The organism is Bradyrhizobium sp. G127 (assembly GCF_021502575.1).
GTDB lineage: Bacteria > Pseudomonadota > Alphaproteobacteria > Rhizobiales > Xanthobacteraceae > Afipia.
In genome coordinates this window covers 1,540,577-1,564,272 of record NZ_JAKFGN010000001.1, presented here as the reverse complement: position 1 = coordinate 1,564,272, position 23,696 = coordinate 1,540,577, and the positions used below count along the sequence as shown (strand labels likewise).

Genomic DNA, 23,696 nt, shown 5'->3' with positions numbered 1-23,696 from the left:
CCGTCAGATCGTCCTCTTTACGCCGCATACTAACGCGCGGCACCGGCCGCGGCAGGCGGCTTGCCCGTCGGATTGGCGAAGTAGCGAAAGAACTCGGAGTCCGGCCGCAGCAGGAAGCGCGTGTCGCCGCCCTTCATGCTGTTTTCATAGGCCGACATCGAGCGATAGAACGCGAAGAAATCCGCGTCCTTGCCATAGGCTTCCGCGAACAGCCGGTTGCGCTCGCCGTCGCCCTCGCCGCGGACCTGGTCGGCTTGCGAATTGGCATCGGCGATGATGACGGTGGCCTCGCGGTCGGCGCGCGAGCGGATTTCCTGCGCCTTCTGCCCGCCTTGCGCGCGGAACTCGGCGGCTTCCCGCTGACGTTCGGTCTGCATGCGCTGATAGACCGCCTGGCTGTTCTGCTCGGGCAGATCGGCGCGGCGGATGCGCACGTCGATCACCGCGATGCCATAGCTCGCGGTTTCCCGATCGAGCTGCTTCTGGATCCGGCTCATCAGCACGTCGCGCTCGTCGCGCACCACGTTGATGAACGTCACCTCGCCAAGCACGCGCCGCAGCGACGCGTTCAGCAGCGTAGTGAGCTGGATGTTGGCGGCCTGGATCGAACCCAGTGTCTGATAGAACCGCAGCGGGTCCTTGATGCGATAGCGCGCGAACGCGTCCACCACGAGACGCTTCTGGTCGGACGCGATCACTTCCTGCGCCGGATTTTCAAGATCGAGAATGCGCTTGTCGATGCTGATCACCGTGTCGATGAACGGCACCTTGAAGTTCAGGCCAGGTTCAGTGACCACGCGCACCGGCTCACCGAGCCGCACCAGCAGAACCTGTTCGGTCTGGCTGACGGTGAACACGGAGCTGTAGCCGACTACGATCGCGACCAGCAGAATGAAGAGAGAGACGATCCCTGCGATACCGTTTTTCATCGGTTGCTCCCGCCCTGTTGTGGCGCAGCCGGCGGCGTGCGGCGTCCGATTTCATTGAGCGGCAGGTAGGGCACCACGCCCGGCCCCGATCCGTTCGCGCCCTGGTCGAGCACGAGCTTGTCGGCGCCGCCGAGAACACGCTCCATCGTTTCCAGATAGATGCGTTCGCGCGTGACATCTGGCGCCTTCTTGTATTCGTCATAGACCTTGAGGAAGCGCGCGCTCTGGCCCTTGGCTTCGGCCACCGCCTGTTCCTTGTAGCCTTCCGCAACCTGCAGGATCTGCGCGGCGCGCCCTCGCGCGTCGGGAACGACACGGTTGGCGTAGGTCTGGGCTTCGTTCTGCAATCGCTCCAGATCGGCGCGGGCCGCCTGCACGTCGCGGAACGCATCGATGACCTGCTGCGGCGGATCGACCTTCTGCATCTGCACCTGCTGGATGAGAATGCCGGAACCGTAGCTATCGAGCGTCTTCTGCATCAGTTCGAGAACCGCGGCTTCCGTCGTAGTGCGCGCGCCGGTGAGGATCGGCTGGATGTTGGAACGGCCGATCACGTCGCGCATCGCGCTTTCGGCGACCGCCTTCACTGTGCCCTCCGGATTCTGGATATTGAACAGGTAATCGCCGACGCCGTCAGGCTTGATGCGCCACAGCACGGTGAAGTCGACATCGACGATGTTCTCGTCGCCGGTCAGCATCAGGCTTTCCTCGGGCACGTCGCGAATGGTGGTGGTGCCACCGCGGCGCGAGTCGTCGACGACGCGCATGCCGATGCTCAGCGTCGAGACGCGCAGCGCCTTCGGCAGCAGCACGGTCTCGATCGGATACGGCAGATGATAGTTCAGGCCGGGCTGCACGGTGCGGACGTGCTTACCGAAGCGAAGCACCACGCCGAGTTCTTCGGACTGCACACGGAAGAATCCGGACAGACCCCAGATTGCCAGCGCAGCCACGAGGACCAGCGCGATACCGACGCCGCTGAAGTTTCCTCCCGGCAGCATGGTCTGTAACTTGTCCTGTCCGCGGCGCAGAAGATCTTCCAGATCAGGCGGCCTCGGTCCGGATGACTGCGGGCCGGAACCCCAGGGGCCTTTCGGGCCGGAGCCCCAGGGGCCTCCGCCTTGATTCTTCCACGGCATCGTCAATCTCCTCCGCGCGGAAGCTCGCGCTCCGCAAACTCAACAGGCCTTATAGGGGACGCGCCCGATCCTTACAACGCAGGACACCGGCTTTGGAGAGCTATGGCGCGGGGCAGATTTGTCAATGCAAACATCGCTGATCGCAGTTAATGCCAAGGTCTGCGGCAAGATGTGACGCGCGTTTTTAACTATGCCGCTTGTATGTGACGTAGGAAAAATCCGCCGTATCGGCTTCCGCCTTTGAATGGCGCGTGCGGGCGACTTCTTCCCATTCCGCAGGGGCAAACGGCTTGAGAAACGTGTCGCCGTCGGGCTTGTCGTGCACCTCGGTGATCTCAAGCCGATCAGCCTTTTTCAACCATTGCGCAAAAATATCGGCGCCGCCGATCACCATGATCTCAGTGACGAAACGCCGCAGCGCATCGCCGCGCGCGATGTCGTGCGCGGCTTCCAGTGAAGGTGCGACGACAACACCCGGTACCTGAAACATCTTGTCGCGGGTAACGACAATATTGGTGCGCCCCGGCAGCGGCCGCCCGATGGAAGCGAAAGTCTTGCGACCCATGATCACCGGCCGGTTAAGCGTGATCGCCTTGAAGCGCTTGAGATCGGATTTGAGATGCCAGGGCATCGCATTGTCGCGACCGATCACGCCGTTCTCCGCAACGGCAACGACGAAAACGATTTGTGGAAATGACGGCGCGGACGGCAGCGCGTTCAAACCGCGACCTCGGCCTTGATGTGCGGATGCGGGTCGTAGTTCTCGAGTTTGAAATCCTCGTAGCGGAACGCGAAAATATCCTTCACCGCGGGATTGATGGTCATGGTCGGCAGCGGCCGCGTCAGGCGCGTCAGTTGCAGCCGCGCCTGCTCGATATGGTTCGAGTAAAGATGCGCGTCGCCGAACGAATGCACGAAGTCGCCGGGCTTCAATCCGGTGACCTGCGCCACCATCATGGTGAGCAGCGCGTAAGATGCAATGTTGAACGGCACGCCGAGAAACACATCCGCCGAGCGCTGATAAAGCTGGCACGACAGCTTCCCGTTGGCGACATAGAACTGGAACAGGCAGTGACACGGCGGCAGCGCCATCTTGTCGACGTCGGCCGGATTCCACGCGCTCACGATCAGGCGGCGCGAATCCGGATTCTTGCGGATCATCTCGATCACGTTTGAAATCTGATCGATGTGGCGGCCGTCCGGTGCAGGCCACGAACGCCACTGCGACCCGTAAACCGGGCCAAGATCGCCGTTGGCGTCCGCCCATTCGTCCCAGATTGTCACCTTGTGCTCCTGGAGATAGCGCACGTTGGTGTCGCCCTTCAGGAACCAGAGCAGTTCGTAGATGATGGATTTCAGCGGCAGCTTCTTGGTGGTCAGCATCGGGAAGCCCGACGCCAGATTGAACCGCATCTGGTGGCCGAACACGGACAGCGTCCCGGTGCCGGTGCGGTCGGTCTTTTCCGCGCCGTCGCTGAGAATACGCTCTAGCAGGTCGTGATACTGGTTCATGGGTTCTATCTAGCCCCGCGCCTGGGTTCGCGTCTGCGGCGATCTGATTCCCGGCAGGCAATTATACCCAAAAAATGAGGCTTCGATGGCCCAACGACAAGGGCGGAACCTGCGTCCCGCCCTTGCCAAACTCAGGTTATTTCAGCCGAATCTCAGTTGGAGAGCGGCTTCAGCACGCCTGACCACTTGGTGATTTCACTGTCGACCAGCGTCTTCAGCGATTCCGGCGTGCGCTCGGCAGACTTCGGGATCACGCTGCCGAGGTCGAGCAGCCGCTTGCGGACGCCTTCGTCGTCCAGCGCCTTGACCAGCGCAGCATTGAGCTTGGCGACGATCGGAGCTGGCGTGCCCTTCGGCGCGAAGATCGCATTCCAAGCCTGCGCCTGGTACTCAGGCAGACCGGCTTCCGCCGTGGTCGGCACGTCAGGCAGCGACGGATTGCGCTCAGGCGTTGCCACAGCATAAGCCTTGATGGTGCCGCCCTTGACCTGGGGAACGGCGTTGACGATCTGGTCGCACATGTAATCGACCTGTCCGCCGACCAGTGCGTTCATCGCCGGGCCGGTGCCGTTGAACGGAACGCCGGTCGGGTTGATCTTCAGCACCGAGTCCAGAAGCTGGCACGATGAGTAGGACACCGAGCCGACGCCCGCATGGGCCTCATTGAGCTTGTCGGTGTTGGCCTTGAGGTAAGCCACGAACTCCTTGAGATCCTTCGGCGGGAAATCCTTGCGCGCAAGGATGAGGATCGGCGTGCCGGCGATCAGTCCCACGGCCTCGAAGTCCTTTGAAGGATGATAGGCCAGCTTCGGATACAGCGGCACCGATGCGGCGTGGGTGCCCATATGGCCAGTGATCAGGGTGTAGCCGTCCGGCGTCGCCTTTGCGGCGCGCGTGGAGGCCGTGGTGCCACCGGCGCCGACGACGTTTTCGATGATGATGGTCTGCCCCAGCGTCTGCTGCATATGACCGGTCACGATACGCGCGATGACGTCGGTCGGGCCGCCCGCCGCGAACGGAACGATCATCGTGATGTTGCGCGTCGGATAGTCCTGCGCCTGGGCGGATGGGGCGGCCACACCCGCCGCGGCCAGTGCGGAAAGCCCGCAGGTCGCGAGCATACGCTTGAGAAAATTCATTAACGTCCTCCCGAATGTCGTTAATTGGGGACCGATGGCCCCTGCCCGGCCAGTCTCAACATCACCGACCGGGGCGAGTCCATTCAACTTGCTACCAATGGGGAGCAAAGAGGCGCGGCGCAACGCCGCACCTCAATACCTCAATTCTCCGACTCGACGAAGACCTCGTCGCGCTTCTTGCGCAGCGATGGCAGCAACGCGAGGATCAGCAGGAAGGCGGCGATCGCCATCAGGCTGGCCGACAGCGGCCGGGTCAGGAAGACGGTCCAGTCGCCGCGCGAGATCAGCAGGGCGCGGCGGAGGTTCTCCTCCATTAGCGGCCCCAGCACCATGCCGAGCAGCAACGGTGCCGGTTCGAAATCGTGCTTCACCAGCCAGTAGCCGACAAGACCGAAGGCCGCGGTCAGCACCACGTCCATCGGAGCGTTGTTCACCGAGTAAATGCCGATGGCACAGAAGACGACGATGCAGGGGAACAGCAGGCGATACGGCACCCTCAGCAACCGCACCCAGATGCCGACCAGCGGCAGGTTGATGACCAGCAGCATCAGATTGCCGATCCACATCGAGGCGATCATGCCCCAGACCAGTTCGGGCTGCTTCTGCATCACCTGCGGTCCCGGCACGATGCCGTGAATGGTCATCGCGCCCACCATCAGCGCCATCACCGCGTTGGGCGGAATGCCGAGCGTCAGCAGCGGAATAAAGGAGGTCTGCGCCGCGGCATTGTTGGCGCTTTCAGGCGCGGCGACGCCTTCGATGGCGCCGCGACCGAAACGTTGCGGATGTTTCGAGATTTTCTTCTCGAAAGTATAGGCCGCGAACGACGCGATGACCGCGCCGCCGCCGGGCAGGATGCCGAGAATCGATCCCAGCACCGTGCCGCGCAGAATGGCCGGTGTTGAATCCTTCAGATCCTTCCTGGTCGGCATCAGTCCGGAGATCTTCTGCTGCACCAGTTCCCGGTCCATCGCCGCGCCGTGATCGAGATTGCGAATGATCTCGGCGAATCCGAACAGGCCCATCGCAACCGTCGCAAAGCCGAGACCGTCAGCCAGTTCCGGAACGTTGAACGACATGCGCGAGGCGCCGGTCTCAATATCGGAGCCGACCATCGACAGCAGTACACCGAAGGCGATCATCGCGATGGCTTTAAGCACGGAGCCTTTCGCCAGAACGACCGCGAAGATCAGGCCGAGCACCATCAGCGAGAAATATTCAGCAGGCCCGAATGCCAGCGCGAGTTTGGTCAGCGGCGCACCGAGCAGCGCGATCAAAAAGGTGGCGACGCAGCCCGCGAAGAACGAACCGATGGCGGCGATCGCCAGCGCCGGGCCGGCGCGGCCCTGCTTGGCCATCTGGAAGCCATCGAGCGCTGTAACTACCGACCCCGCCTCACCCGGAATGTTGACCAGGATCGACGTGGTCGAGCCGCCATATTGCGCGCCGTAATAAATGCCGGCGAGCATGATGAGCGCGCCGACGGGAGGAAGACCAAAAGTGATCGGCAGCAGCATGGCCACCGTGGCGATGGTGCCGATGCCCGGCAGCACGCCGACCAGCGTGCCGACCAGCGCGCCGATCAGACAGAGACCGAGATTGATGGGCGAGAACGCAACGCCGAAGCCGAGCGCGAGATTTGAGAAAACTTCCATGACGGCCTCAGCGCAGAATGCGAGGGAAGAGATCGAGCGGCAGCCCGAGCGCATATGGGAACAGCAGGGCGCAGCCGATCGTCAGGCAAATCCCGACGATGATGGTCTCCTTCCACCGCGTCTCCTCGCTCCCCATCGCAGCGATGATGAAGGCCCCGAACGCGGAGACGACCAAGCCCAGCGGGCGGATGGCGACCGCGAAGGCCAGAATCGCCAGCGTCACGAAGACGGGACCGCGAATGCCATAGCGTTGCAGTGGCGGACCATCCACCAGAAATCCGGTCACCGCCACGCCGGCGCCGAGCGCCAAAAGAAGATAGGCGAACATCCGCGGCGCGGTGCCCGGGCCAAACGAGAATCCCCGCATGCCTTGAAGATCGCTGGATGCCCACAGAGCGAACAGCGCGATCCCCATCAGGGCCAGCCCGCCGTAAAAATCCTGTGGTCCCTTGATAACCCCCCGCACGGATTTCTCCGCAGCGCTGCCTGGCGCTTCACTCATCGTCGTCGTCCCCCACGTCACGGGCTTCTGCCCGGTCTGTTCTTGCAGTCCGGGGGATGACCCCGATACTCCCCTTTTGCTTATCGATTTTCGTCAAACGACGCCAGCAAAACCGAGAATGCCGCCCGTAACCAGCATCCACAACGGGTTCAGACGGGTTGCGAGCGCCAGCGCGGCTGCTCCGAGGGTCAGGACCGCCGCGGTCCACGTGCGGTCTGAGGTTAATGTGAGAATAAGACCGCTGGCGCACATCAGGCCGATTGATACGGGAACCAGCGCGGCCTGAAGGATCGCCGGCCATATCGAATGGCTCGATCGCGTCAGCATGTTGCTGACGAAGTAAGCAAACGCTGCAGAAGGGCCGCACATGGCAAATGTCGCCACCAGCGCCCCTGCGATGCCGGCTACGTGATAGCCGATCAGTGTCACGATCAGCACGTTCGGTCCCGGCGACAATTGCGAGATCGCGAACATGTCGGCGAACTGCGAATCCGACAGCCAGTGCTGCACGTCGACGGCGACGCGATGCATTTCCGGAATTGTCGAGTTGGCCCCGCCGATGGCGAGCAACGACATCAGGCCAAAGGTCCACGCCAGCGTCAGCAGCACTCCTGCGGGCGAGTTCATGCTGACGGCCTCCGCCACACCGCAAAGGTCAGTGCGAGGCTGAGCGGGATCGCGGTGAGGAGAACCGGCACCAGCGGCAGCCGCAGCAATCCGATGGCGACGAAAACAGCACCCAGTAGCGCAAGAGCGACCGGATCGCGCTTCTTCAGCAGCGGCACCATCATCCGCGCGGTGACCGCAAGGAAAAGCCCGACCGCCGCGCAGGACACCCCGGCCAGCGTCCGCTGCAACGCCGGAATCTCGCCATAGCGCGCATAGATCGCGGCCAGCACCATGACAATCACCACCGGCGGCCCAACCAGGCCGAGAAAAGCGGCGATGCTGCCGGGGATGCCGCGAAAGCGGCCGCCGAACACGACGGACAGGTTGACGATGTTGGGACCGGGCAGAAAATGACAGAGCGCAAAGGCTTCGTTGAATTCCTCCGCCGTCATCCAGCGGTGCTGGTCGACAATGGCCCGCCGCGCCCACACCAGCACGCCGCCGAAACCCGCCAGCGACATCTTGGCGAACGCCACGAACAGTTCCAGCAATCCGGGCCGTTCCGGCGTCGCCACATCGGGTGTTTGGGAAATCGCGGGAGCAGTGTCCGGAGGCATGGCCCGATGTAGAATGCGGCTCGGCCGGGGCCAACCGATATTCCGAACTTCCCCGCATGCGCTGGGCGCAAATCGCAGCTTATCCGCACTGCATTCCTGACCGCCGAGCGCCCTGCACGCAAGGAACCGCAGCCTTTTGCCGCTGGAGATTACCCCTATATTGAGGGGCCTGTTCGCCGGGGGCCGGAGGCACCTGACAATAAAAGCCTCCACTTTCACCGTGCTGCATTGAATTTATCCGGCGAATGCATTGCCGGTCGCGAGAATTTCTGCGATCTGCAAGGCACCGATGCTGACCTGCGGGCCATGACGGAGTAGCATGGATCGAACCGCGAGTCGGAACGTTCCTCCCGCAGGCGTGAGTTACGGCTTAACCGCTCCTCGACTGGCCATTTTCTACAGGACGACATGATGACGACCGACCACATCCGTTACGATGTCCTCGCGCGTGACGCGCTGCGCGGCGTGTTGAAGCATGTACTCGCGGACGCGGCGGAGCATGGGCTTCCCGGCGAGCACCATTTCTACATCACGTTCCTGTCAAATGCCGACGGGGTGAAAATCTCCCCCCGCCTGCTGTCGCAATATCCGCAGGAAATGACCGTCATCCTGCAGCACCAGTTCTGGGATCTGGTGGTGACCGACGACCGCTTCGAAGTCGGCCTGTCCTTTAACGGAATTCCGGAGCGTCTCGTCATTCCGTTCAGCTCGATCAAAAGCTTCTTCGATCCGTCGGTGCAGTTCGGATTGCAGTTCGAGCCGAACGATGAAGCGGCCGTGGAAGCAGCCCCTGTAGTCGAGACGCTGCCCGTCGCGGCTGCATCGGACGCGCCGGCAGAAACCAGCGACGAGCCGGCCAAGCAGGGCGAAGGCGCCGAAGTCGTGCGGCTCGACCGTTTCCGCAAGAAATAATCCGGCGAATGCCGGTCGTAGCGGCAATCGCATCACGTCATCTTGAAGCCTTCTAAAATTCCGGCGGCGCTTCTCTTGAAGCGGCAACGCGCGGCGGTTGCGTGCGTTATGCGTGAAGTCCTACACTTCGCCGTCCCGCAACATACCGGAAAGCATCATGGCCGCACCGAAGAAAACCACGCGCACCGAAACCGACACGTTCGGACCGATCGAAGTGCCGGCCGACCGCTACTGGGGCGCGCAGACCGAGCGCTCGAAGCACAATTTCAGGATCGGCAACGAGCGGATGCCCATGCCGATCGTCCGCGGACTCGCCATGGTCAAGCTGGCTTCGGCGCAGACCAATCTCGAACTCGGCCTGCTCGACCAGCGCCGCGCGCGCGCTATTGTTCGTGCCGCCCGCGAAGTCATCGACGGACAGCTCGACGACAATTTCCCGCTGGTGGTCTGGCAGACCGGCTCCGGCACGCAATCCAACATGAACCTCAACGAGGTGATCGCCAACCGCGCCAGCGAACTGCTCGGCGGCGAACCGGGCACCAAGAAGCCGGTGCATCCCAACGATCACGTCAACATGAGCCAGTCATCCAATGACTCGTTTCCGACCGCGATGCATATCGCCGCCGCCGAGCGCATCACCCACGACCTGCTGCCCGCCTTGACCGAATTGCTGAAGGCGCTGCGCCAGAAAGAAGAGACTTTCGCAAAAATCGTCAAGATCGGCCGCACCCACACCCAGGATGCGACGCCGCTCACGCTCGGCCAGGAATTTTCCGGCTATGCCGCGCAGGTGGACAGCGGCATCGCACGGATACGCGCCGCCGTGAAGGATCTCTATCCGTTGGCGCAGGGCGGCACGGCCGTGGGCACTGGCCTCAATTCAAAGCCGCGTTTCGCAAAACTATTCGCCCGGCAGGTCGCGACGCTGACCAAGCTGCCGTTCACCAGCGCGCAGAACAAGTTCGAAGCGCTGGCGTCAAACGACGCCTATGTGTTCGTCCACGGTGCGATCAACGCGATGGCCACCGGGCTGTTCAAGATCGCCAACGACATCCGCCTGCTCGGCTCGGGGCCGCGCTCCGGTCTCGGCGAACTGATCCTGCCCGAAAACGAGCCGGGCTCATCGATCATGCCGGGCAAGGTCAATCCCACCCAGTGCGAAGCGGTGACGATGGTGTGCTGCCAGATCTTCGGCAACCACACCGCGATCACGGTTGCCGGCAGCCAGGGCCACTTCGAGCTCAACGTCTACAAGCCGGTGCTGGCGCACTGCATGTTGCAGTCGATTCAATTGATGGCGGACGTTGCACGTTCGTTCACCGAGCATTGCGTTGTCGGCATCCGTGCCGACGAAAAGCGCATCGATGAACTGATGCAACGCTCACTGATGCTGGTGACCGCGCTGGCGCCGAAGATCGGCTACGACAACGCCGCGAAGGTTGCAAAGACTGCTCATGCACGCGGCACAACGCTGAAGGAAGAGGCCGTGCGTCTTGGCCTGGTGTCGGCAGATGAGTTCGATCGGCTGGTGAAGCCAGACAAGATGACGCATCCCGGATAGTGCAGGAACGGGTACATTAGCTCGCTGTAACGCAGGACATGTCGTCGCACCCCTAAAGTCCTACGCTGATCGGCTACCTTCTGCGCTGCATCGCATGCTAAATTTTTCTGACTCCTGCCTCGCACGCGTGCGGGGAATGAATAGCAGTGCGGGCCGATCGAAAGACCGGCTCCAACGAGACCCGAACAGGACAAACGAAAGCACGTTCGACATTCGCGTCCTTCGTTGCAAGCGTCCTGAAATGATGGAGGCGTCATGGGCGACCTGATCAACCTGAAGCAAGTCAAGAAGCGCATCGCGCGCGAGGATGCAGCGAAGCAGGCGGACACCAACCGCGCTCGCTTCGGCCGCACCAAGGGCGAGCGCCAGCGTGATGAGCTTCATGCGCAGCGCAGCAGCAACGCTCTGAATCAGCATCGCATCGATGACGAGACATCGGCATGAAGTCGCCTGTCGTCAAACGCTCGATCGTCGTCGCCGGCCACAAGACCAGCGTCAGCCTCGAAGAAGCCTTCTGGAACGGCATGAAGGAAATTGCCTCGGCAAGAAGCCTGACCTTGTCCGAATTGGTTGGTGAAATCGACGGCGGCCGCCAGCAGGGGAATCTTTCCTCGGCGATCCGGCTTTTCGTGCTGGATTATTTCCGCTCGCGCGCGATGCCTGTAGCGGGGAATGGAAGCACCCGGTTGCAGCCGGAAAGCTCCCATCTGTAACTGTTGTGCCGGATGATTTCCGGCTCAACGTGGCTGAGCGGCACTCTCGAAATAATCAGACCATCATAAATCAAAACGTCCGCGACGCCGGCGGCGGCGCAGCCGAACGCGGTCTAGGCGCCTGTAACACGCCGGGCGCGGGCTTGATGTTGATCGGCGGCGGCAGCGGCTGCACCCGTACATTGCCGGTGGGTGGATCAGACGGCGGACTTTGCGGAGCGGCGGCCTGCGGCACGACCGATGGGCGCGGCTGAATGATCTTCGCGCCTGAGTTCTTCCGCCTCGGATCACGATTAGGCATTTTGACTTCCGCCGGTGGAAGCGGATCGCCCTTCGGCAGCACCTCATCCCACAGATTGTCGGACTCCGGCCCAGGTGAAACACCGCGTTCGAGCTGATCGAGCCGCCGCGTTTCACGATCGATCGCACGCATCGCAAGCCACGACGACAGTGCCGCGACGTCGACCGTATGCGCCAGCCCATCCGGAGATCCATTCAGGTCGACGCGGATTTCCGGGCGTCCGCTGATCGGTCTGGTGTTGATCGGCGACATTACCGCGCGAAGGTCGGCCTGATCCGCGAGCAGATCGTAGCCACCGGCAATCGCGACGCGGGCGCGTTCGGATTCGAGAGTCGCCGCCTCGATCCGCAACCGGCCATCCTTGACGGTGAAGGGAATTTGCGCCGACGGCACCGCCAATACCCCGGCGGCCAGCACGGGCTCGACAATCTCCTTCAGTTTGAGATCGTCGGTCGCCTGCCCGCCATCGCTGGCACGAATCCCCGCTTCGAACGCGCGCGTGTCCAGTCCTGCGATGCGCGCGTCCGTCAGCGTTAGCGTGCCCGCGCCCGACAATGCACCGGTCAATCCGGCGGCGCTGCGGCCCTGCCCTGCGAGCGTCATTTGCAGCGCGACCTTGCTGGTGGGCATCGCGAAGCTGCGATAATGCAGCGCATTGCCATCGACACCGGACAATTGCAGCCGCGCGTTGAACGACGTGCCCCGGTCCGCTCCTTGCCGGGCGTCAAGATTCAGCGAGGCGTCACCGCCGCCGATGCCGGCCGTGGCGTTCTCCAGCACCAGCGATTGGCCGTCGCCCTTGATTGCGCCGCTGATAGGACGCAACTCGCCGCCGCCCGGCAGCGCCGCGCTCAGGGCCTGAAACGCCAGCCGTCCGCGCCAGCCGCGCAACCAGCCTTTGCCAAGCGGCGCTGATGTGTCGTGCCCTGCCGCGCCGAATGCAAGGCTCGTCACGCTGCCAAGATCGAGGGTGTCCATGCCGATCTCGCCGTCGATGCCAGCCTCGTCGCCGCGCGTCAGGATGATCCGCCCGCGCACACGCGATCCCCCCACCGTGGCGTCGAGATCGTCGAACGAGAACGTGTTGCCCGTCACGCCGAGGCGTGACGACAGCGCGACGTTTAGCGACGGCACGCTCGACGGCTTGAGGTCGAATAGCGCCGCCAGATCTGCGCGGCGCACCGCGACAGTCAGCGCCGCCGTCGGCTGATCCGCCCACGGATTGCCGATACCTTGAACATCGCCATCAACGCCGGCGCCAATCAGCTTCGCTTTCAGTTGCAGCGGCGAACCCCAAACGCCGGTGACCGATGACTCGAATTGCGCCGGTCCCTCGCCCGCGGAGACGATGCGGTCGAGACCGATTGAGGCCAGCACGGTCGCGGTCTGGTTAGCCGTCAGCCTGCTCTCGATGCCAAAGTCGGTGCCGCGCAACACCGCGGGATCAAACCCGCGCGCAATGTCAATGTTTGGCGTCGCGGTCAGCTTGATCGCGCCCCTGAGTTGCGGCGCATCGATGTCGAGCACGGCGCGGGCGTCGGTGCGGCCGGAGCGATCCCTGGCCTTGCCGATGTCGGCGGAGAGTTGCATGCGGGCGGCGCCGGGTTCTTTCGCAACCACAGTCAGCCGCTCCGCGACCGTGGGCGCGAACGGCGCAACGAAACTGCCGATCTGCGCGAGCGACGGTGCTGCCGCCGTCAGTGCAAGCTTGCCCGCGCTCTCCGTCCGATCGAACGATCCCGTGCCGCTGATCGCGAGGCCGCTGCCCGCATCGCCCATCTGGATGCGATCGAGTGCGATTGTCTTCGGGCCGTAACTCAGACTGACGGCCGCGGGGCGAACCGTCTGCCCCGCAAGCACGGCGCTTCCGGCATCGAGCGACACCTGCGCTTCGTCTGGCCATGCGGATTGCGGCCCGGCCAGCACCGTAACCAGCGAGGACGCCGCATCGAGATCAAGTGCGGCCGCCTTCAACGCCGCTTCGAAGCGGGTCTTGCCGTTGATCGTCAGCAGCGCAAGTCGGCCTTCCATCGCACCGCCATTGACGTCGGCCGTTACACCGTCGAGGGCGATGTGATCCGCCGCGACGGTGGCGTCACCGCGCAAACGCAACGGCTTCTGGTTGCGCCAGGTGACGTCGCTGCGTCCCTGCAACCATGCCGCCAGTGCATCGGGATCAGCAGACTCGATGTTGACCGGGCCTATAAAGCGCGCGGACGGTCCCGGCGGCGCAAGCAAGCCGCTGGCCGTGACACGCGTCGTACCGGGCGCACGCATCTCGAATTTCACGACGGTCCACGCCCTGTCGTCGCCGCGCAGATCGAGAGCGATGTTTTGCAACGGCCGGCCGCCAAGCGCGACCTGCTCCACCCCGAGTTCGATCTGCGCCGCAAGCGGCAGCGCAGGCAGCGACGTGATCAGGGCGCGCAGCGCCGGAAGCAGCCGCAGCGGCTCGGAATTCGCAGCATCTTTCGCGAGCAGGCGGTCCGCATCGAGTTGCCGCGCGGACAGGGTAAGATGCAACAGCGGCGAGGCGCCGAACCGCATATCGCCGCCACCGGTCAGCCGCAGCGCGTTGTCCTCTGGACCATAGACCGCCTCGATCTGTTCGAATGTCGCGGATGACGGCCCGGCTTTCAGCCGCGACGCCAGCCGCCACGGCAATCCCGGCTCTGATGCTTTTGCATCGGCCGGCCGCGCCAGCGTCAACCCGCCCTCGAACTTCGGCACGGAGTTGTCGAACGTCAGCACGCCGTCGAGATCGGCCGACAGCGGCCGCTCGCCCGGATCGGCCACGACGCGCACCCGCGTGCCCTTGCCGTCATTTGTTTGACCCGACGACACGCGGAACGGCGTCCGCGCGCCGAGCAGGAGGAACGAGCCTTCTCCGCGCAGGCTGCCCGCCACGCCGCGCACGTCCCCGCTGAATGTCAGATCGTCGGCCCGCAGCGTCGCGTCGCTGGATGCGTCGTGCAGCGCCACGCGCCCCGCGATATTCATCCGGTCGACGGCCAGCGATCCGAGATTGAAGCGTCCCGGCGCGACCGGCCATTCAAAACGGCCCTCCTTGTCCAGCCCAAGATCAAGCGCGAAGCCGTCCAGCGACAGCACGCTGGCACGCCATTCGCCGCGCATCAGCGCGCCGAGATTGAACTCGACATCGAGCTTGTCGGCGCGGACTTTGGCGGGGTCGCTGTCGCCCCCGATGGCGATGGACCGCAGCCGCAGCGTCGGGGTCGGCAGCAGCAGCGCGTCGAGCTTTCCACCGACGCGCACCGGCGCACCGATAATGCGGGAGGCCTCCGCCTCGAATTGCGGACGAAACTGGTTCCAGTCGACGAAATACGGCCCGACCAGCGCTGCGATCAGCGCAAGAATGAAGGCAATGGCCAGTCCGAGCAGCGTGGTCTGCAAGGTTTTTCCTCAGCGAGGGATCGGCCTATCCTGAGCCGGCCGCCATGACGCACGACAAAAGTCCGCCGCGACCACCGCATGCACCGGACGACGCGAATATTGAACCGATCGGCTGCTTCGAATACTAAGTTTAACGGACCCTGTTCACAACCCTGCAAACAAAAGGGCGCGATGTCCGAGAAAACTGCGCAGTCAGCGGACCGAACCGGCGCTTCGCCCGAAGCCATCATGTCGCATTACGACATGGGCAACGATTTCTTCCAGCTCGTGCTCGACCCGGAGATGGTTTACTCTTGTGCGCAGTTCGAGCCCGGCGATGATCTGGCAGCGGCCCAGCGCCGGAAACTCGACGATCATATCAGAGCCGCCGGCGCGGCAAATGCGGCGCGGGTTCTCGATATCGGCTGCGGCTGGGGCGCGATGCTGCGGCGGCTGGTCGATCATGCCGGCGTCGCGCATGCGGTTGGGCTGACGCTCAGCCCGTCGCAGGCGCAATGGATCCGCAGGACGCCCAATCCGAAAATCGAGGTGCTGGAGCAGGACTGGCGCGACCACAAGCCCGAGCGCCGCTATGATGCCATCGTCTCCATCGGCGCATTTGAACATTTCGTGCAGAAGGGTCTCGACCCAGCCGTCAAACTCGACGCCTACCGCACGTTCTTCGCTTATTGCGACCGCGTGCTGGCCATCGGCGGGAAATTGTCGCTGCAAACCATCGCCTATTCCGAGCGGACCAAGGTCCAGCCACTGCTGGACAAAACTTTTCCGGAAAGCGATCTTCCGCTGGAATGGGAGCCGATCGCGGCGGCCGAAGGCCTGTTCAGCCTGATCGCCGCACGCAACGATGCGGATCACTACTATCAGACGCTGGTGATGTGGGAAAAGAACCTGCTCGCCAACTACGACAAGGCCGTTGCGCTGGTCGGCAAGACGAACACCGATGAATTCCGCCGCTACCTGCGCATGTCGGCCGCAGGCTTTCGCGGCGGCATGGTCAGCCTGATGCGTTACAGCTTCCGGAAGAAGTACTGATCATCACCCGAAGCGAATATCGATACCGCCGAGCGGGATCCCGGTCAGTTCGGTGGTCCAGCGTTCGCCGGGCCTGACCGGCATCGCTTTCGTCAGCGTTCCGGTAGTGATGATCTCGCCTGCCGCGATCGGCGGATTGTCCTCGTCCTGCGCCAGTAAGTTCACGAGATGCTTCAGCGCCGAGAGCGGACCGTCGAGCACATCGCGGGCGTGGCCGCGCTCGATCACATCGCCGCTGCGCAGCATGATCTCGAAGTCCGACAGCGCGTTCAGCCATTTCGCGGGGTCGTCGCCGACCTGATGCCGCTCGCCGATCAACAACGCGCCGTGCAATCCGAACGCGGCCACGGTGTCGGATGGCGTGAACTTCCAGTCCGGAAAGATCGACTGCACGATCTCGTAGCCGTGGGCGACCCAACCGATGCAGGAGAGCAACGCGCGCTCGTCCATGCCGGCTTCCGGCGCAACGGACAGGCCGAACACGATTTCCGGCTCGATGCGCGGCTCGGCGAACGTAGCTAGCGACACCGGAACCGATATGTCGCTCAGATCGCGCACGGTGCTGTCGTAGACATAGCCCCAGATCGGACCATAGACGCCATATTGCTGCCAGATGGTACGGTTGGTGAAACCGATCTTGCGGCCCACCACCTTTTCGCCGCGCCCCTCGCGCAGATGCCGCACCACCGGCGTCACCCGGTAAGCTTCATTCAGACCGAAAGCCGGATCGCGCGACGAGAACGGCGCGATCTGCTGTCCGTTCTTGCCGAGCACGGATACCGCCTCGCTGGCGATCTTGTCGGAATCAATAGCGACAGTCTCGCTCATGCCGGCGGCAGGATCTTGCCGGGGTTTAGAATGTTGTGCGGATCGAGCGCAACTTTAAGCGCGCGCATCGCCTGCACCGCCTCCGGCCCAAGCTCGGTCTCAAGATATTGCTGCTTGCCCTGCCCGATGCCGTGTTCGCCGGTACAGGTGCCGCCCATCGCCTGCGCACGTTCCACAAGCCGATGCAGGAATTCGTCCGCGCGCCGCATTTCGTCGGGATCGTTGACATCGACCAGCATCGAGCAATGGAAATTGCCGTCGCCCACATGGCCAACAATCGGGGACAAAAGTCCGACCGTCTCCAGATCCTTCTCGGTTTCGACCACGCATTCCGCCAGCCGCGAGATCGGCACACAAACATCGGTCGCCACCGCCTGCGCGCCGGGACGAAGCCCGCGCACCGCCCAGTAGGCATCGTGCCGAGCCTGCCACAGCCGTGTGCGGTCCTCCTGCCGCGTGGTCCATTCGAACGCGCCGCCGCCACATTCCCTGGCGATGTCGGCAAACATCTTCGACTGCTCTGCGACATCGGCCTCGGTGCCGTGGAATTCCAGCAGCAACAGCGGCGTCTCCGGCAGCGACAGCTTGGAGTAGGCGTTGCAGGCCTTCACCTGCGCGGCGTTCAGCAGTTCGATGCGCGCCACTGGAATCCCGGTCTGGATCGCGAGAATGGTGGCGTTGCAAGCGCCCTCGACCGTGCCGAATGAACACGACGCCGCGGCAATGCTCTGCGGAATGCCGCGCAGTTTCAACGTGATTTCGGAGATGATGCCGAGGGTGCCTTCGGCTCCAATGAACAGATGAGTAAGATCGTAGCCCGCTGCGGACTTCTTGGCCCGCGTACCAGTGGTGATGATCTCGCCGTCGGCGCGAACGACTTTCAGCGCCAGCACATTGTCGCGCATGGTGCCGTAGCGCACCGCGTTGGTGCCGGATGCGCGGGTGGCCGCCATGCCGCCGATGGACGCGTCCGCGCCAGGATCGATGGGAAAGAACAGGCCCTGATCGCGCAGATGTTCGTTGAGCGCCTTGCGGGTGACGCCCGGCTCGATGACGCAATCGAGATCGTCGGCATGGACGGCGAGGATGCTGTTCATTTCGCGCAGGTCGATGCAGATGCCGCCGGCCGGTGCGTTGACCTGCCCTTCCAGCGAGGTGCCGGTGCCGAACGGGATCACCGGAACGCAATGCCTGGCGCAGATCCGCACCACGTCCTGAATATCCTTCGTCGTCTGCGCCATCACCACGGCGTCCGGCGGCTGTGGCGGCAGCCAGGTGGTGGTATGGGCGTGCTGATCGCGCACTGCCTGCGAGGTGATGAGATTGTTGCCGAACCGCGCGGCGAGTGCCTCGATGGCGCTCGAGACGGCGGTCGGCGCCGGACGTGTTAAAGCTGCGTTGGAAAAGGCCACGGCCGCTCACCTCAATGATGCTGTTGTGGCGCGGACCGTGGCAAAGGATATATAGCGGGTCAAGCGAAAGTGCCGCCACGAACCCGGAAGTTGATCCATGACAATGATGCATCATCAAAACAATGCGCCGCAACATATCGCCGCGCCATTTCTGACCACCGAGATGCAGATCGAGCCGCAATGGATCGACTATAACGGCCATCTCAACATGGCCTATTACAACGTGCTGTTCGACCGCGGTATCGACCAGATGTGGCTCGAACTCGGCATCGGCCCCGACTACATGAAAGAGCGCAACGGCTCGACCTTCACCGCCGAATGCCATGTGCGCTATCTGCGCGAGGTGCATCTCGGCGATCCGGTGCAGGTGTCGGTCTATCTGCTCGCCGCCGACGACAAGCGCATTCATACCTTCGAGGAATTGCGCCACGCAACCGAGGGCTGGATTTCGGCCACCTCGGAAAACATGACGCTGCACGTCGACATGACGGCACGGAAAACCGCGCCGTTCCCCCCCGACATTGCCGCGCGCATCCGGGACGTGGTGGCCGCGCATGGTGCGGTTGCACGGCCCGATGGCGTCGGCCGGCGGATCGCGATGCCGGAGAAGAAATAGGATTCAAAAAGGAGCGGGCACGAGCCCGCTCCTTCAGTTCGGCTTATGCGTCAGACGTTCCCTCGTCCCCGGGCCAGACCGACCACGGCGGAGATCAGAAACAGCACAAGGGCGACGAAGAACACGATCTTGGCGATTTCAATCGACGCACCCGCGATGCCGCCGAAGCCAAGAAGAGCCGCGACCAGCGCGATAATTAGAAATGTAACCACCCAACTCAGCATGACACGCTCCTGCGTTTAGTTTCCCGAGCGCGCGGCCGGCGCGCTCTGACTGGGAAACCAATCCGCAAAGGGGACCGGAGTTCCGGCGTTGAGCAGACAGAAAGCCCCCGAAAATGGTGTCTCCCTTGGAACAAATACGTCATTTCCTGCCGCCCGCGGATAGGCCGATCTCCCGAAACAAGGCTGTGCCGGCGACCCAATCGTGCCTATATGTCCCGATATCCTGATATGAAGCCCTCCCCTTTGAGCCGTCACGGTGTCATCGTGGCCGCAAAGACGAATCGCATGACCGAACCGAACAAGCTGCCGTCCCTTGATGTGCCGATCCATCAGCCTGTCGCTGGCGGAATTGCGGCGCGTGCACGTGCGTCGGCGGCTCCGCAATACCTGACCGCTCTCAATCCCGAGCAGCGCGATGCGGTGGAAACCCTCGACGGCCCGGTTCTGGTGCTCGCTGGCGCGGGCACGGGCAAGACACGGGTGCTGACTTCGCGCATCGCTCATATTCTTTCGACCGGGCGTGCGAGACCGCACGAAATTCTATCCGTCACCTTTACCAACAAGGCGGCGCGCGAGATGAAGCATCGCCTTGGCCAGATGCTGGGCCAGGCGGTCGAAGGCATGCCGTGGCTCGGCACCTTCCATTCCATCGGCGGCCGCATCCTGCGATTCCACGCCGAACTGGTGCAGTTGAAATCCAACTTCACTGTGCTCGACACCGACGACCAGATCCGCCTGCTCAAGCAACTGCTGCAAGCGGAAGGGATCGACGACAAGCGCTGGCCGGCGCGGATGCTGGCCGGGCTGATCGACGGCTGGAAGAATCGCGGGCTGACGCCGCCGCAGGTGCCGTCCGGCGAAGCTGCTGTGTTCGGCAATGGCAAGGGCGGTAAGCTCTATGCCACCTATCAGGAGCGGCTGAAAATTCTCAACGCCGCCGACTTCGGCGACCTGCTGCTGGAGAACATCCGGCTATTCCGCGAACACCCGGACGTGCTGCGGCAATATCAGCAGCGCTTCAAATATATTCTGGTCGACGAATATCAGGACACTAACGTCGCACAGTATCTCTGGCTACGGCTCTTGGCGCAGGCACCCTCCTCTCCGACGCCACTTCCCGCGAACGGCGAACGCGAGGTGTCCGCTGTCGCCTCCCTTGCCGCGCCGAAAAACATCTGCTGCGTCGGAGACGACGACCAGTCGATCTACGGGTGGCGCGGCGCCGAAGTCGACAACATCCTGCGCTTCGATCACGACTTCCCCGGCGCGAAGGTGATCCGGCTGGAGCGCAACTACCGCTCTACCGGCCACATCCTCGCCGCGGCCTCGCATCTGATCGCCCATAACGAGGGCCGCCTCGGCAAAACGCTGCGCACCGAAGACATCGATGGCGAGAAGGTGACCGTCACTGGCTCGTGGGACTCCGAAGAGGAAGCCCGCGGCATCGGCGAGGAGATCGAGCAGCTTCAGCGCTCCGGCCAGAAGCTGAACGAGATCGCCATACTTGTGCGCGCCTCGTTCCAGATGCGCGAGTTTGAAGACCGCTTCGTGACGCTGGGACTGCCCTATCGCGTGATCGGCGGTCCAAGATTCTATGAACGAGCGGAAATCCGCGACGCGCTGGCTTACCTCCGCGTCATTAATTCGCCGGCCGACGACCTTGCCTTCGAGCGTATCGTCAATGTGCCGAAGCGCGGGCTTGGCGATGCCACCGTGCAACTGTTGCACGACATCGGTCGCAAGCGCCGCATTCCACTTACGGAGGCCGCGCGTCAGGTGATCGAGACCGACGAGATGAAGCCGAAGGCGCGGGGCAGCCTGCGCGACGTGATGACCAATTTCGACCGCTGGCGTGCGCAGCGTGACGTCGTTTCGCACACCCAGCTTGCCGAGATCGTGCTGGATGAGTCCGGATACACCGAGATGTGGCAGAAGGATCGCTCCGCCGATGCCGCCGGCCGCCTCGAAAACCTGAAAGAACTCGTCCGCTCGATGGAGGAGTTCGAAAATCTTCAGGGTTTCCTCGAACATATCTCGCTGGTGATGGATCGCGAGAACGGCGCGGATGCCGACGCGGTGTCATTGATGACGCTGCATTCCGCCAAGGGGCTGGAATTCGACAACGTGTTCCTGCCCGGTTGGGAGGAAGGGCTATTTCCGCATCAACGCGCGCTTGACGAGCAAGGCCGCGCGGGACTGGAGGAAGAACGCCGCCTCGCCCATGTCGGCATCACGCGCGCGCGCAAGCGCGCGAAGATTTATTTCGCCACCAACCGCCGCATCCATGGCTCGTGGTCCACCACCATTCCGTCGCGCTTCCTTGACGAACTTCCGTCGCAGAATGTCGAGATCACCGAGAGTAAGGGCGGCTCCGGCTGGGGGGGCGCAGGCGGCTACGGCGCATCGCGGTTCGACAATGTCGAAACGTTCGGATCAAGCTATTCGACTCCAGGCTGGCAACGCGCGCAAGCCAACCGCGCACGCAACGGCGGCGGCGGCTTCGACGAGACCGGCGCACGCTACAATTCCAGTTCGCGCGGCAGCTTCAGCCGCAAGGCGACGGTGATTGAAGGCGAGCTGATCGCCAAATCCACCGGCGCCAATTCGGAATTCTCGCTCGGCGACCGCGTGTTCCACCAGAAATTCGGCTACGGCCATGTCGCCAAGGTCGACGGCAACAAGCTGACCATTGCCTTTGAAAAAGCCGGCGAGAAGAAGGTGGTCGACAGCTTCGTGACGCGTGCGTAGTGGGCGCGGCCATCGCCGCATGACAAATTTGAACCCCTCGCAATAGAAATTTCGATACGCGGGCCGGCCACCCGAGAGGCATTATGTATTGCGCCGTGCCTCTCGCGCGCCTATGTCATGCTCCCGCCTCGACAGATTGCCCCCATGCCCATCATCTCCGTATCCAATCTCTCGAAGACCTACGCATCAGGCTTCACCGCTCTGAAGAATATCAATCTCGATATTCGACGCGGCGAGATTTTTGCGCTGCTCGGCCCGAACGGCGCGGGCAAGACCACGCTGATCGGCACGATCTGCGGTCTTGTCATGGCGAGCGAAGGCACGGTGACCGTGGACGGTCATGACATCGTCAGGGATTACCGCGCCGCGCGCTCGCTGATCGGACTGGTGCCGCAGGAACTGCACACGGATGCGTTCGAAAGCCCGTGGTCAACGGCAACCTTCAGCCGCGGCCTGTTCGGCAAGCCGAGCAATCCTGCGCATATCGAGAAGGTGCTCAGGGAACTATCGCTATGGGACAAGCGCAAGAGCCAGATCATCACGCTCTCCGGCGGCATGAAGCGCCGCGTGATGATCGCCAAGGCCCTGGCGCACGAGCCGCAAATCCTGTTCCTGGATGAGCCCACTGCAGGTGTCGACGTCGAGTTGCGCAAGGCCATGTGGGAGGTCGTGCGCGACCTGCGCGACGCCGGCGTCACGATCATCCTCACCACGCATTACATCGAGGAAGCCGAGGAGATGGCCGACCGCGTCGGCGTAATCAACAAGGGCGAGATCGTGCTGGTCGAGGACAAGGCCAAGCTGATGCAGAAGCTTGGCCGCAAACAGCTCAAACTGCATTTGCAGGACAGGCTCTCCGCCATTCCCGCCTCGCTCGCCGCGCATCATCTCGAACTGTCAGCCGAAGGCGAGGAACTGACCTACACCTACGACACCAAGGGCGACCGCACCGGCATCACGGCGCTGCTCAACGACCTCAGCGCGGCCGACGTCCGCTTCAACGATCTCAACACCACGCAAAGCTCGCTCGAGGAAATATTCGTCAGTCTGGTGCACCAATAATGAATCTCTATGCCATTCGCGCGATCTATAAATTCGAAATGGCGCGCACCTTTCGCACGCTGCTGCAAAGCGTCGTCTCTCCCGTAATCTCGACGTCGCTTTATTTTGTGGTGTTCGGCTCGGCGATCGGCTCCCGCATCACCGAGATTGATGGCGTGAGCTACGGCACGTTCATCGTTCCGGGTCTCATCATGCTGTCGCTGCTGACGCAAAGCATCGCCAACGCGTCATTCGCGATCTATTTCCCCAAATTCACCGGTACCGTCTACGAATTGCTCTCTGCGCCGGTCTCGTCGTTCGAAGCCGTGGTGGGCTATGTCGGCGCTGCGGCGACCAAGTCGATCATCCTCGGCCTCATCATCCTCGCCACGGCGGCATTGTTCGTGCCGCTGAAGATCGCCCATCCGTTTATGATGATCACGTTCCTTGTGTTGACCTCGGTGACCTTCAGCCTGTTCGGATTCATTATCGGCATCTGGGCCGACGGATTCGAGAAGTTGCAGGTGATCCCGCTACTGGTGATCACGCCGTTGACTTTCCTCGGTGGCAGCTTCTATTCGATCCACATGCTGCCGCCATTCTGGCAAACGGTGACGCTGTTCAACCCGGTGGTTTATCTGGTCAGCGGCTTCCGCTGGAGCTTCTTCGAGATTGCCGACGTCAGCGTGGGCCTCAGCCTCGGCATGACGCTGGGCTTTCTCGCGCTGTGCATGATCATCGTGTGGTGGATCTTCAGGACCGGCTACCGGCTAAAGACCTGAGCCCAAACAA

22 protein-coding genes are annotated in these 23,696 nt (G+C 62.8%); 9 read left to right on the top strand and 13 right to left on the bottom strand.

Annotated features, from left to right (window positions below; translation table 11 throughout):
- Positions 1 to 29 precede the first annotated feature (29 nt).
- The 9 genes from hflC to LVY71_RS07520 all read right to left on the bottom strand — a co-directional run bounded on the left by hflC (position 30) and on the right by LVY71_RS07520 (position 8,102).
- Entirely contained in the window at positions 30 to 929 is a 900-nt protein-coding gene (gene hflC, locus LVY71_RS07560) for a protease modulator HflC (protein ID WP_235099186.1), read from the bottom strand.
- Positions 926 to 2,068, bottom strand: a complete 1,143-nt coding sequence (gene hflK / locus LVY71_RS07555) for an FtsH protease activity modulator HflK (protein ID WP_235099185.1) — start codon at positions 2,066 to 2,068, stop codon at positions 926 to 928. The genes hflC and hflK overlap by 4 nt, the downstream gene beginning before the upstream one ends.
- Before the next feature lie 184 nt (positions 2,069 to 2,252).
- Positions 2,253 to 2,789, bottom strand: a complete 537-nt coding sequence (locus LVY71_RS07550) for a dihydrofolate reductase (RefSeq protein WP_283842510.1) — start codon at positions 2,787 to 2,789, stop codon at positions 2,253 to 2,255.
- On the bottom strand, positions 2,786 to 3,580 hold the full coding sequence (locus LVY71_RS07545; RefSeq protein WP_235099184.1) for a thymidylate synthase: 795 nt from the start codon (positions 3,578 to 3,580) through the stop codon (positions 2,786 to 2,788). The genes LVY71_RS07550 and LVY71_RS07545 overlap by 4 nt, the downstream gene beginning before the upstream one ends.
- Before the next feature lie 152 nt (positions 3,581 to 3,732).
- On the bottom strand, positions 3,733 to 4,719 hold the full coding sequence (locus LVY71_RS07540; protein WP_235099183.1) for a tripartite tricarboxylate transporter substrate binding protein BugD: 987 nt from the start codon (positions 4,717 to 4,719) through the stop codon (positions 3,733 to 3,735).
- Between the two features lie 140 nt (positions 4,720 to 4,859).
- Complete coding sequence (locus tag LVY71_RS07535; protein ID WP_235099182.1) at positions 4,860 to 6,374, bottom strand: tripartite tricarboxylate transporter permease; 1,515 nt, start codon at positions 6,372 to 6,374, stop codon at positions 4,860 to 4,862.
- Positions 6,375 to 6,381: 7 nt separating this feature from the next.
- A complete protein-coding gene (locus LVY71_RS07530) occupies positions 6,382 to 6,876 on the bottom strand; it encodes a tripartite tricarboxylate transporter TctB family protein (protein ID WP_235099181.1) in 495 nt (164 codons plus the stop codon).
- Positions 6,877 to 6,969: 93 nt separating this feature from the next.
- Positions 6,970 to 7,503: a chromate transporter gene (locus LVY71_RS07525; protein ID WP_235099180.1), complete on the bottom strand. Its 534-nt coding sequence runs from the start codon at positions 7,501 to 7,503 to the stop codon at positions 6,970 to 6,972.
- Positions 7,500 to 8,102 carry a chromate transporter gene (locus LVY71_RS07520; RefSeq protein ID WP_235099179.1) on the bottom strand — a complete coding sequence of 201 codons (603 nt, stop codon included), beginning with the start codon at positions 8,100 to 8,102 and terminating at the stop codon, positions 7,500 to 7,502. The genes LVY71_RS07525 and LVY71_RS07520 overlap by 4 nt, the downstream gene beginning before the upstream one ends.
- Before the next feature lie 411 nt (positions 8,103 to 8,513).
- Here LVY71_RS07520 and LVY71_RS07515 point away from each other — a divergent pair, with 411 nt between their 5' ends.
- The 4 genes from LVY71_RS07515 (at position 8,514) to LVY71_RS07500 (ending at position 11,288) form a co-directional block, all read left to right on the top strand.
- Entirely contained in the window at positions 8,514 to 9,014 is a 501-nt protein-coding gene (locus LVY71_RS07515; protein ID WP_235099178.1) for an SspB family protein, read from the top strand.
- Between the two features lie 157 nt (positions 9,015 to 9,171).
- Positions 9,172 to 10,575: a class II fumarate hydratase gene (gene fumC / locus LVY71_RS07510; protein ID WP_235099177.1), complete on the top strand. Its 1,404-nt coding sequence runs from the start codon at positions 9,172 to 9,174 to the stop codon at positions 10,573 to 10,575.
- Between the two features lie 255 nt (positions 10,576 to 10,830).
- Entirely contained in the window at positions 10,831 to 11,019 is a 189-nt protein-coding gene (locus LVY71_RS07505) for a DUF4169 family protein (RefSeq protein WP_235099176.1), read from the top strand.
- Positions 11,016 to 11,288 (top strand): ribbon-helix-helix domain-containing protein, encoded by a 273-nt coding sequence (locus tag LVY71_RS07500; RefSeq protein ID WP_235099175.1) that lies wholly within the window; start codon positions 11,016 to 11,018, stop codon positions 11,286 to 11,288. Before LVY71_RS07505 ends, LVY71_RS07500 begins: the two co-directional genes overlap by 4 nt.
- Before the next feature lie 70 nt (positions 11,289 to 11,358).
- Here LVY71_RS07500 and LVY71_RS07495 read toward each other — a convergent pair whose 3' ends face one another.
- A complete protein-coding gene (locus LVY71_RS07495; RefSeq protein WP_235099174.1) occupies positions 11,359 to 15,003 on the bottom strand; it encodes an AsmA family protein in 3,645 nt (1,214 codons plus the stop codon).
- Positions 15,004 to 15,174: 171 nt separating this feature from the next.
- Between LVY71_RS07495 and LVY71_RS07490 the strand changes: the two genes are divergently transcribed.
- On the top strand, positions 15,175 to 16,035 hold the full coding sequence (locus LVY71_RS07490; RefSeq protein ID WP_235099173.1) for a class I SAM-dependent methyltransferase: 861 nt from the start codon (positions 15,175 to 15,177) through the stop codon (positions 16,033 to 16,035).
- 3 nt (positions 16,036 to 16,038) lie between these two features.
- Here the strand turns inward: LVY71_RS07490 and LVY71_RS07485 are convergent, their stop codons facing one another.
- On the bottom strand, positions 16,039 to 16,863 hold the full coding sequence (locus tag LVY71_RS07485) for a 2-keto-4-pentenoate hydratase (protein WP_235099172.1): 825 nt from the start codon (positions 16,861 to 16,863) through the stop codon (positions 16,039 to 16,041).
- On the bottom strand, positions 16,860 to 18,275 hold the full coding sequence (locus LVY71_RS07480; protein ID WP_235099171.1) for an FAD-binding oxidoreductase: 1,416 nt from the start codon (positions 18,273 to 18,275) through the stop codon (positions 16,860 to 16,862). Before LVY71_RS07480 ends, LVY71_RS07485 begins: the two co-directional genes overlap by 4 nt.
- A gap of 97 nt (positions 18,276 to 18,372) precedes the next feature.
- On the opposite strand from LVY71_RS07480, the gene LVY71_RS07475 reads away from it, so the two are divergent.
- Entirely contained in the window at positions 18,373 to 18,891 is a 519-nt protein-coding gene (locus LVY71_RS07475) for a thioesterase family protein (RefSeq protein WP_502797541.1), read from the top strand.
- 50 nt (positions 18,892 to 18,941) lie between these two features.
- On the opposite strand, the gene LVY71_RS07470 is transcribed toward LVY71_RS07475, so the two are convergent.
- A complete protein-coding gene (locus LVY71_RS07470) occupies positions 18,942 to 19,115 on the bottom strand; it encodes a DUF1328 domain-containing protein (RefSeq protein WP_235099170.1) in 174 nt (57 codons plus the stop codon).
- 285 nt (positions 19,116 to 19,400) lie between these two features.
- On the opposite strand from LVY71_RS07470, the gene LVY71_RS07465 reads away from it, so the two are divergent.
- The 3 genes from LVY71_RS07465 to LVY71_RS07455 all read left to right on the top strand — a co-directional run bounded on the left by LVY71_RS07465 (position 19,401) and on the right by LVY71_RS07455 (position 23,686).
- A complete protein-coding gene (locus LVY71_RS07465) occupies positions 19,401 to 21,863 on the top strand; it encodes an ATP-dependent helicase (RefSeq protein ID WP_235099169.1) in 2,463 nt (820 codons plus the stop codon).
- A 144-nt stretch (positions 21,864 to 22,007) separates the two neighbouring features.
- Positions 22,008 to 22,925, top strand: a complete 918-nt coding sequence (locus tag LVY71_RS07460; protein WP_235099168.1) for an ABC transporter ATP-binding protein — start codon at positions 22,008 to 22,010, stop codon at positions 22,923 to 22,925.
- Complete coding sequence (locus LVY71_RS07455; RefSeq protein ID WP_235099167.1) at positions 22,925 to 23,686, top strand: ABC transporter permease; 762 nt, start codon at positions 22,925 to 22,927, stop codon at positions 23,684 to 23,686. The genes LVY71_RS07460 and LVY71_RS07455 overlap by 1 nt, the downstream gene beginning before the upstream one ends.
- Positions 23,687 to 23,696 lie beyond the last annotated feature (10 nt).

What these genes read in the sequence shown, in the direction of transcription:
- LVY71_RS07530 (WP_235099181.1), bottom strand. Translation starts at nt 6,876, where the DNA reads ATGAGTGAAGCGCCAGGCAGCGCTGCGGAGAAATCCGTGCGGGGGGTT.
- LVY71_RS07540 (WP_235099183.1), bottom strand. Translation starts at nt 4,719, where the DNA reads ATGAATTTTCTCAAGCGTATGCTCGCGACCTGCGGGCTTTCCGCACTG.
- fumC (WP_235099177.1), top strand. Translation starts at nt 9,172, where the DNA reads ATGGCCGCACCGAAGAAAACCACGCGCACCGAAACCGACACGTTCGGA.
- LVY71_RS07520 (WP_235099179.1), bottom strand. Translation starts at nt 8,102, where the DNA reads ATGCCTCCGGACACTGCTCCCGCGATTTCCCAAACACCCGATGTGGCG.
- LVY71_RS07485 (WP_235099172.1), bottom strand. Translation starts at nt 16,863, where the DNA reads ATGAGCGAGACTGTCGCTATTGATTCCGACAAGATCGCCAGCGAGGCG.
- hflK (WP_235099185.1), bottom strand. Translation starts at nt 2,068, where the DNA reads ATGCCGTGGAAGAATCAAGGCGGAGGCCCCTGGGGCTCCGGCCCGAAA.
- LVY71_RS07515 (WP_235099178.1), top strand. Translation starts at nt 8,514, where the DNA reads ATGACGACCGACCACATCCGTTACGATGTCCTCGCGCGTGACGCGCTG.
- hflC (WP_235099186.1), bottom strand. Translation starts at nt 929, where the DNA reads ATGAAAAACGGTATCGCAGGGATCGTCTCTCTCTTCATTCTGCTGGTC.
- LVY71_RS07465 (WP_235099169.1), top strand. Translation starts at nt 19,401, where the DNA reads ATGACCGAACCGAACAAGCTGCCGTCCCTTGATGTGCCGATCCATCAG.
- LVY71_RS07455 (WP_235099167.1), top strand. Translation starts at nt 22,925, where the DNA reads ATGAATCTCTATGCCATTCGCGCGATCTATAAATTCGAAATGGCGCGC.
- LVY71_RS07505 (WP_235099176.1), top strand. Translation starts at nt 10,831, where the DNA reads ATGGGCGACCTGATCAACCTGAAGCAAGTCAAGAAGCGCATCGCGCGC.
- LVY71_RS07460 (WP_235099168.1), top strand. Translation starts at nt 22,008, where the DNA reads ATGCCCATCATCTCCGTATCCAATCTCTCGAAGACCTACGCATCAGGC.
- LVY71_RS07500 (WP_235099175.1), top strand. Translation starts at nt 11,016, where the DNA reads ATGAAGTCGCCTGTCGTCAAACGCTCGATCGTCGTCGCCGGCCACAAG.
- LVY71_RS07470 (WP_235099170.1), bottom strand. Translation starts at nt 19,115, where the DNA reads ATGCTGAGTTGGGTGGTTACATTTCTAATTATCGCGCTGGTCGCGGCT.
- LVY71_RS07475 (WP_502797541.1), top strand. Translation starts at nt 18,373, where the DNA reads ATGACAATGATGCATCATCAAAACAATGCGCCGCAACATATCGCCGCG.
- LVY71_RS07545 (WP_235099184.1), bottom strand. Translation starts at nt 3,580, where the DNA reads ATGAACCAGTATCACGACCTGCTAGAGCGTATTCTCAGCGACGGCGCG.
- LVY71_RS07490 (WP_235099173.1), top strand. Translation starts at nt 15,175, where the DNA reads ATGTCCGAGAAAACTGCGCAGTCAGCGGACCGAACCGGCGCTTCGCCC.
- LVY71_RS07535 (WP_235099182.1), bottom strand. Translation starts at nt 6,374, where the DNA reads ATGGAAGTTTTCTCAAATCTCGCGCTCGGCTTCGGCGTTGCGTTCTCG.
- LVY71_RS07525 (WP_235099180.1), bottom strand. Translation starts at nt 7,503, where the DNA reads ATGAACTCGCCCGCAGGAGTGCTGCTGACGCTGGCGTGGACCTTTGGC.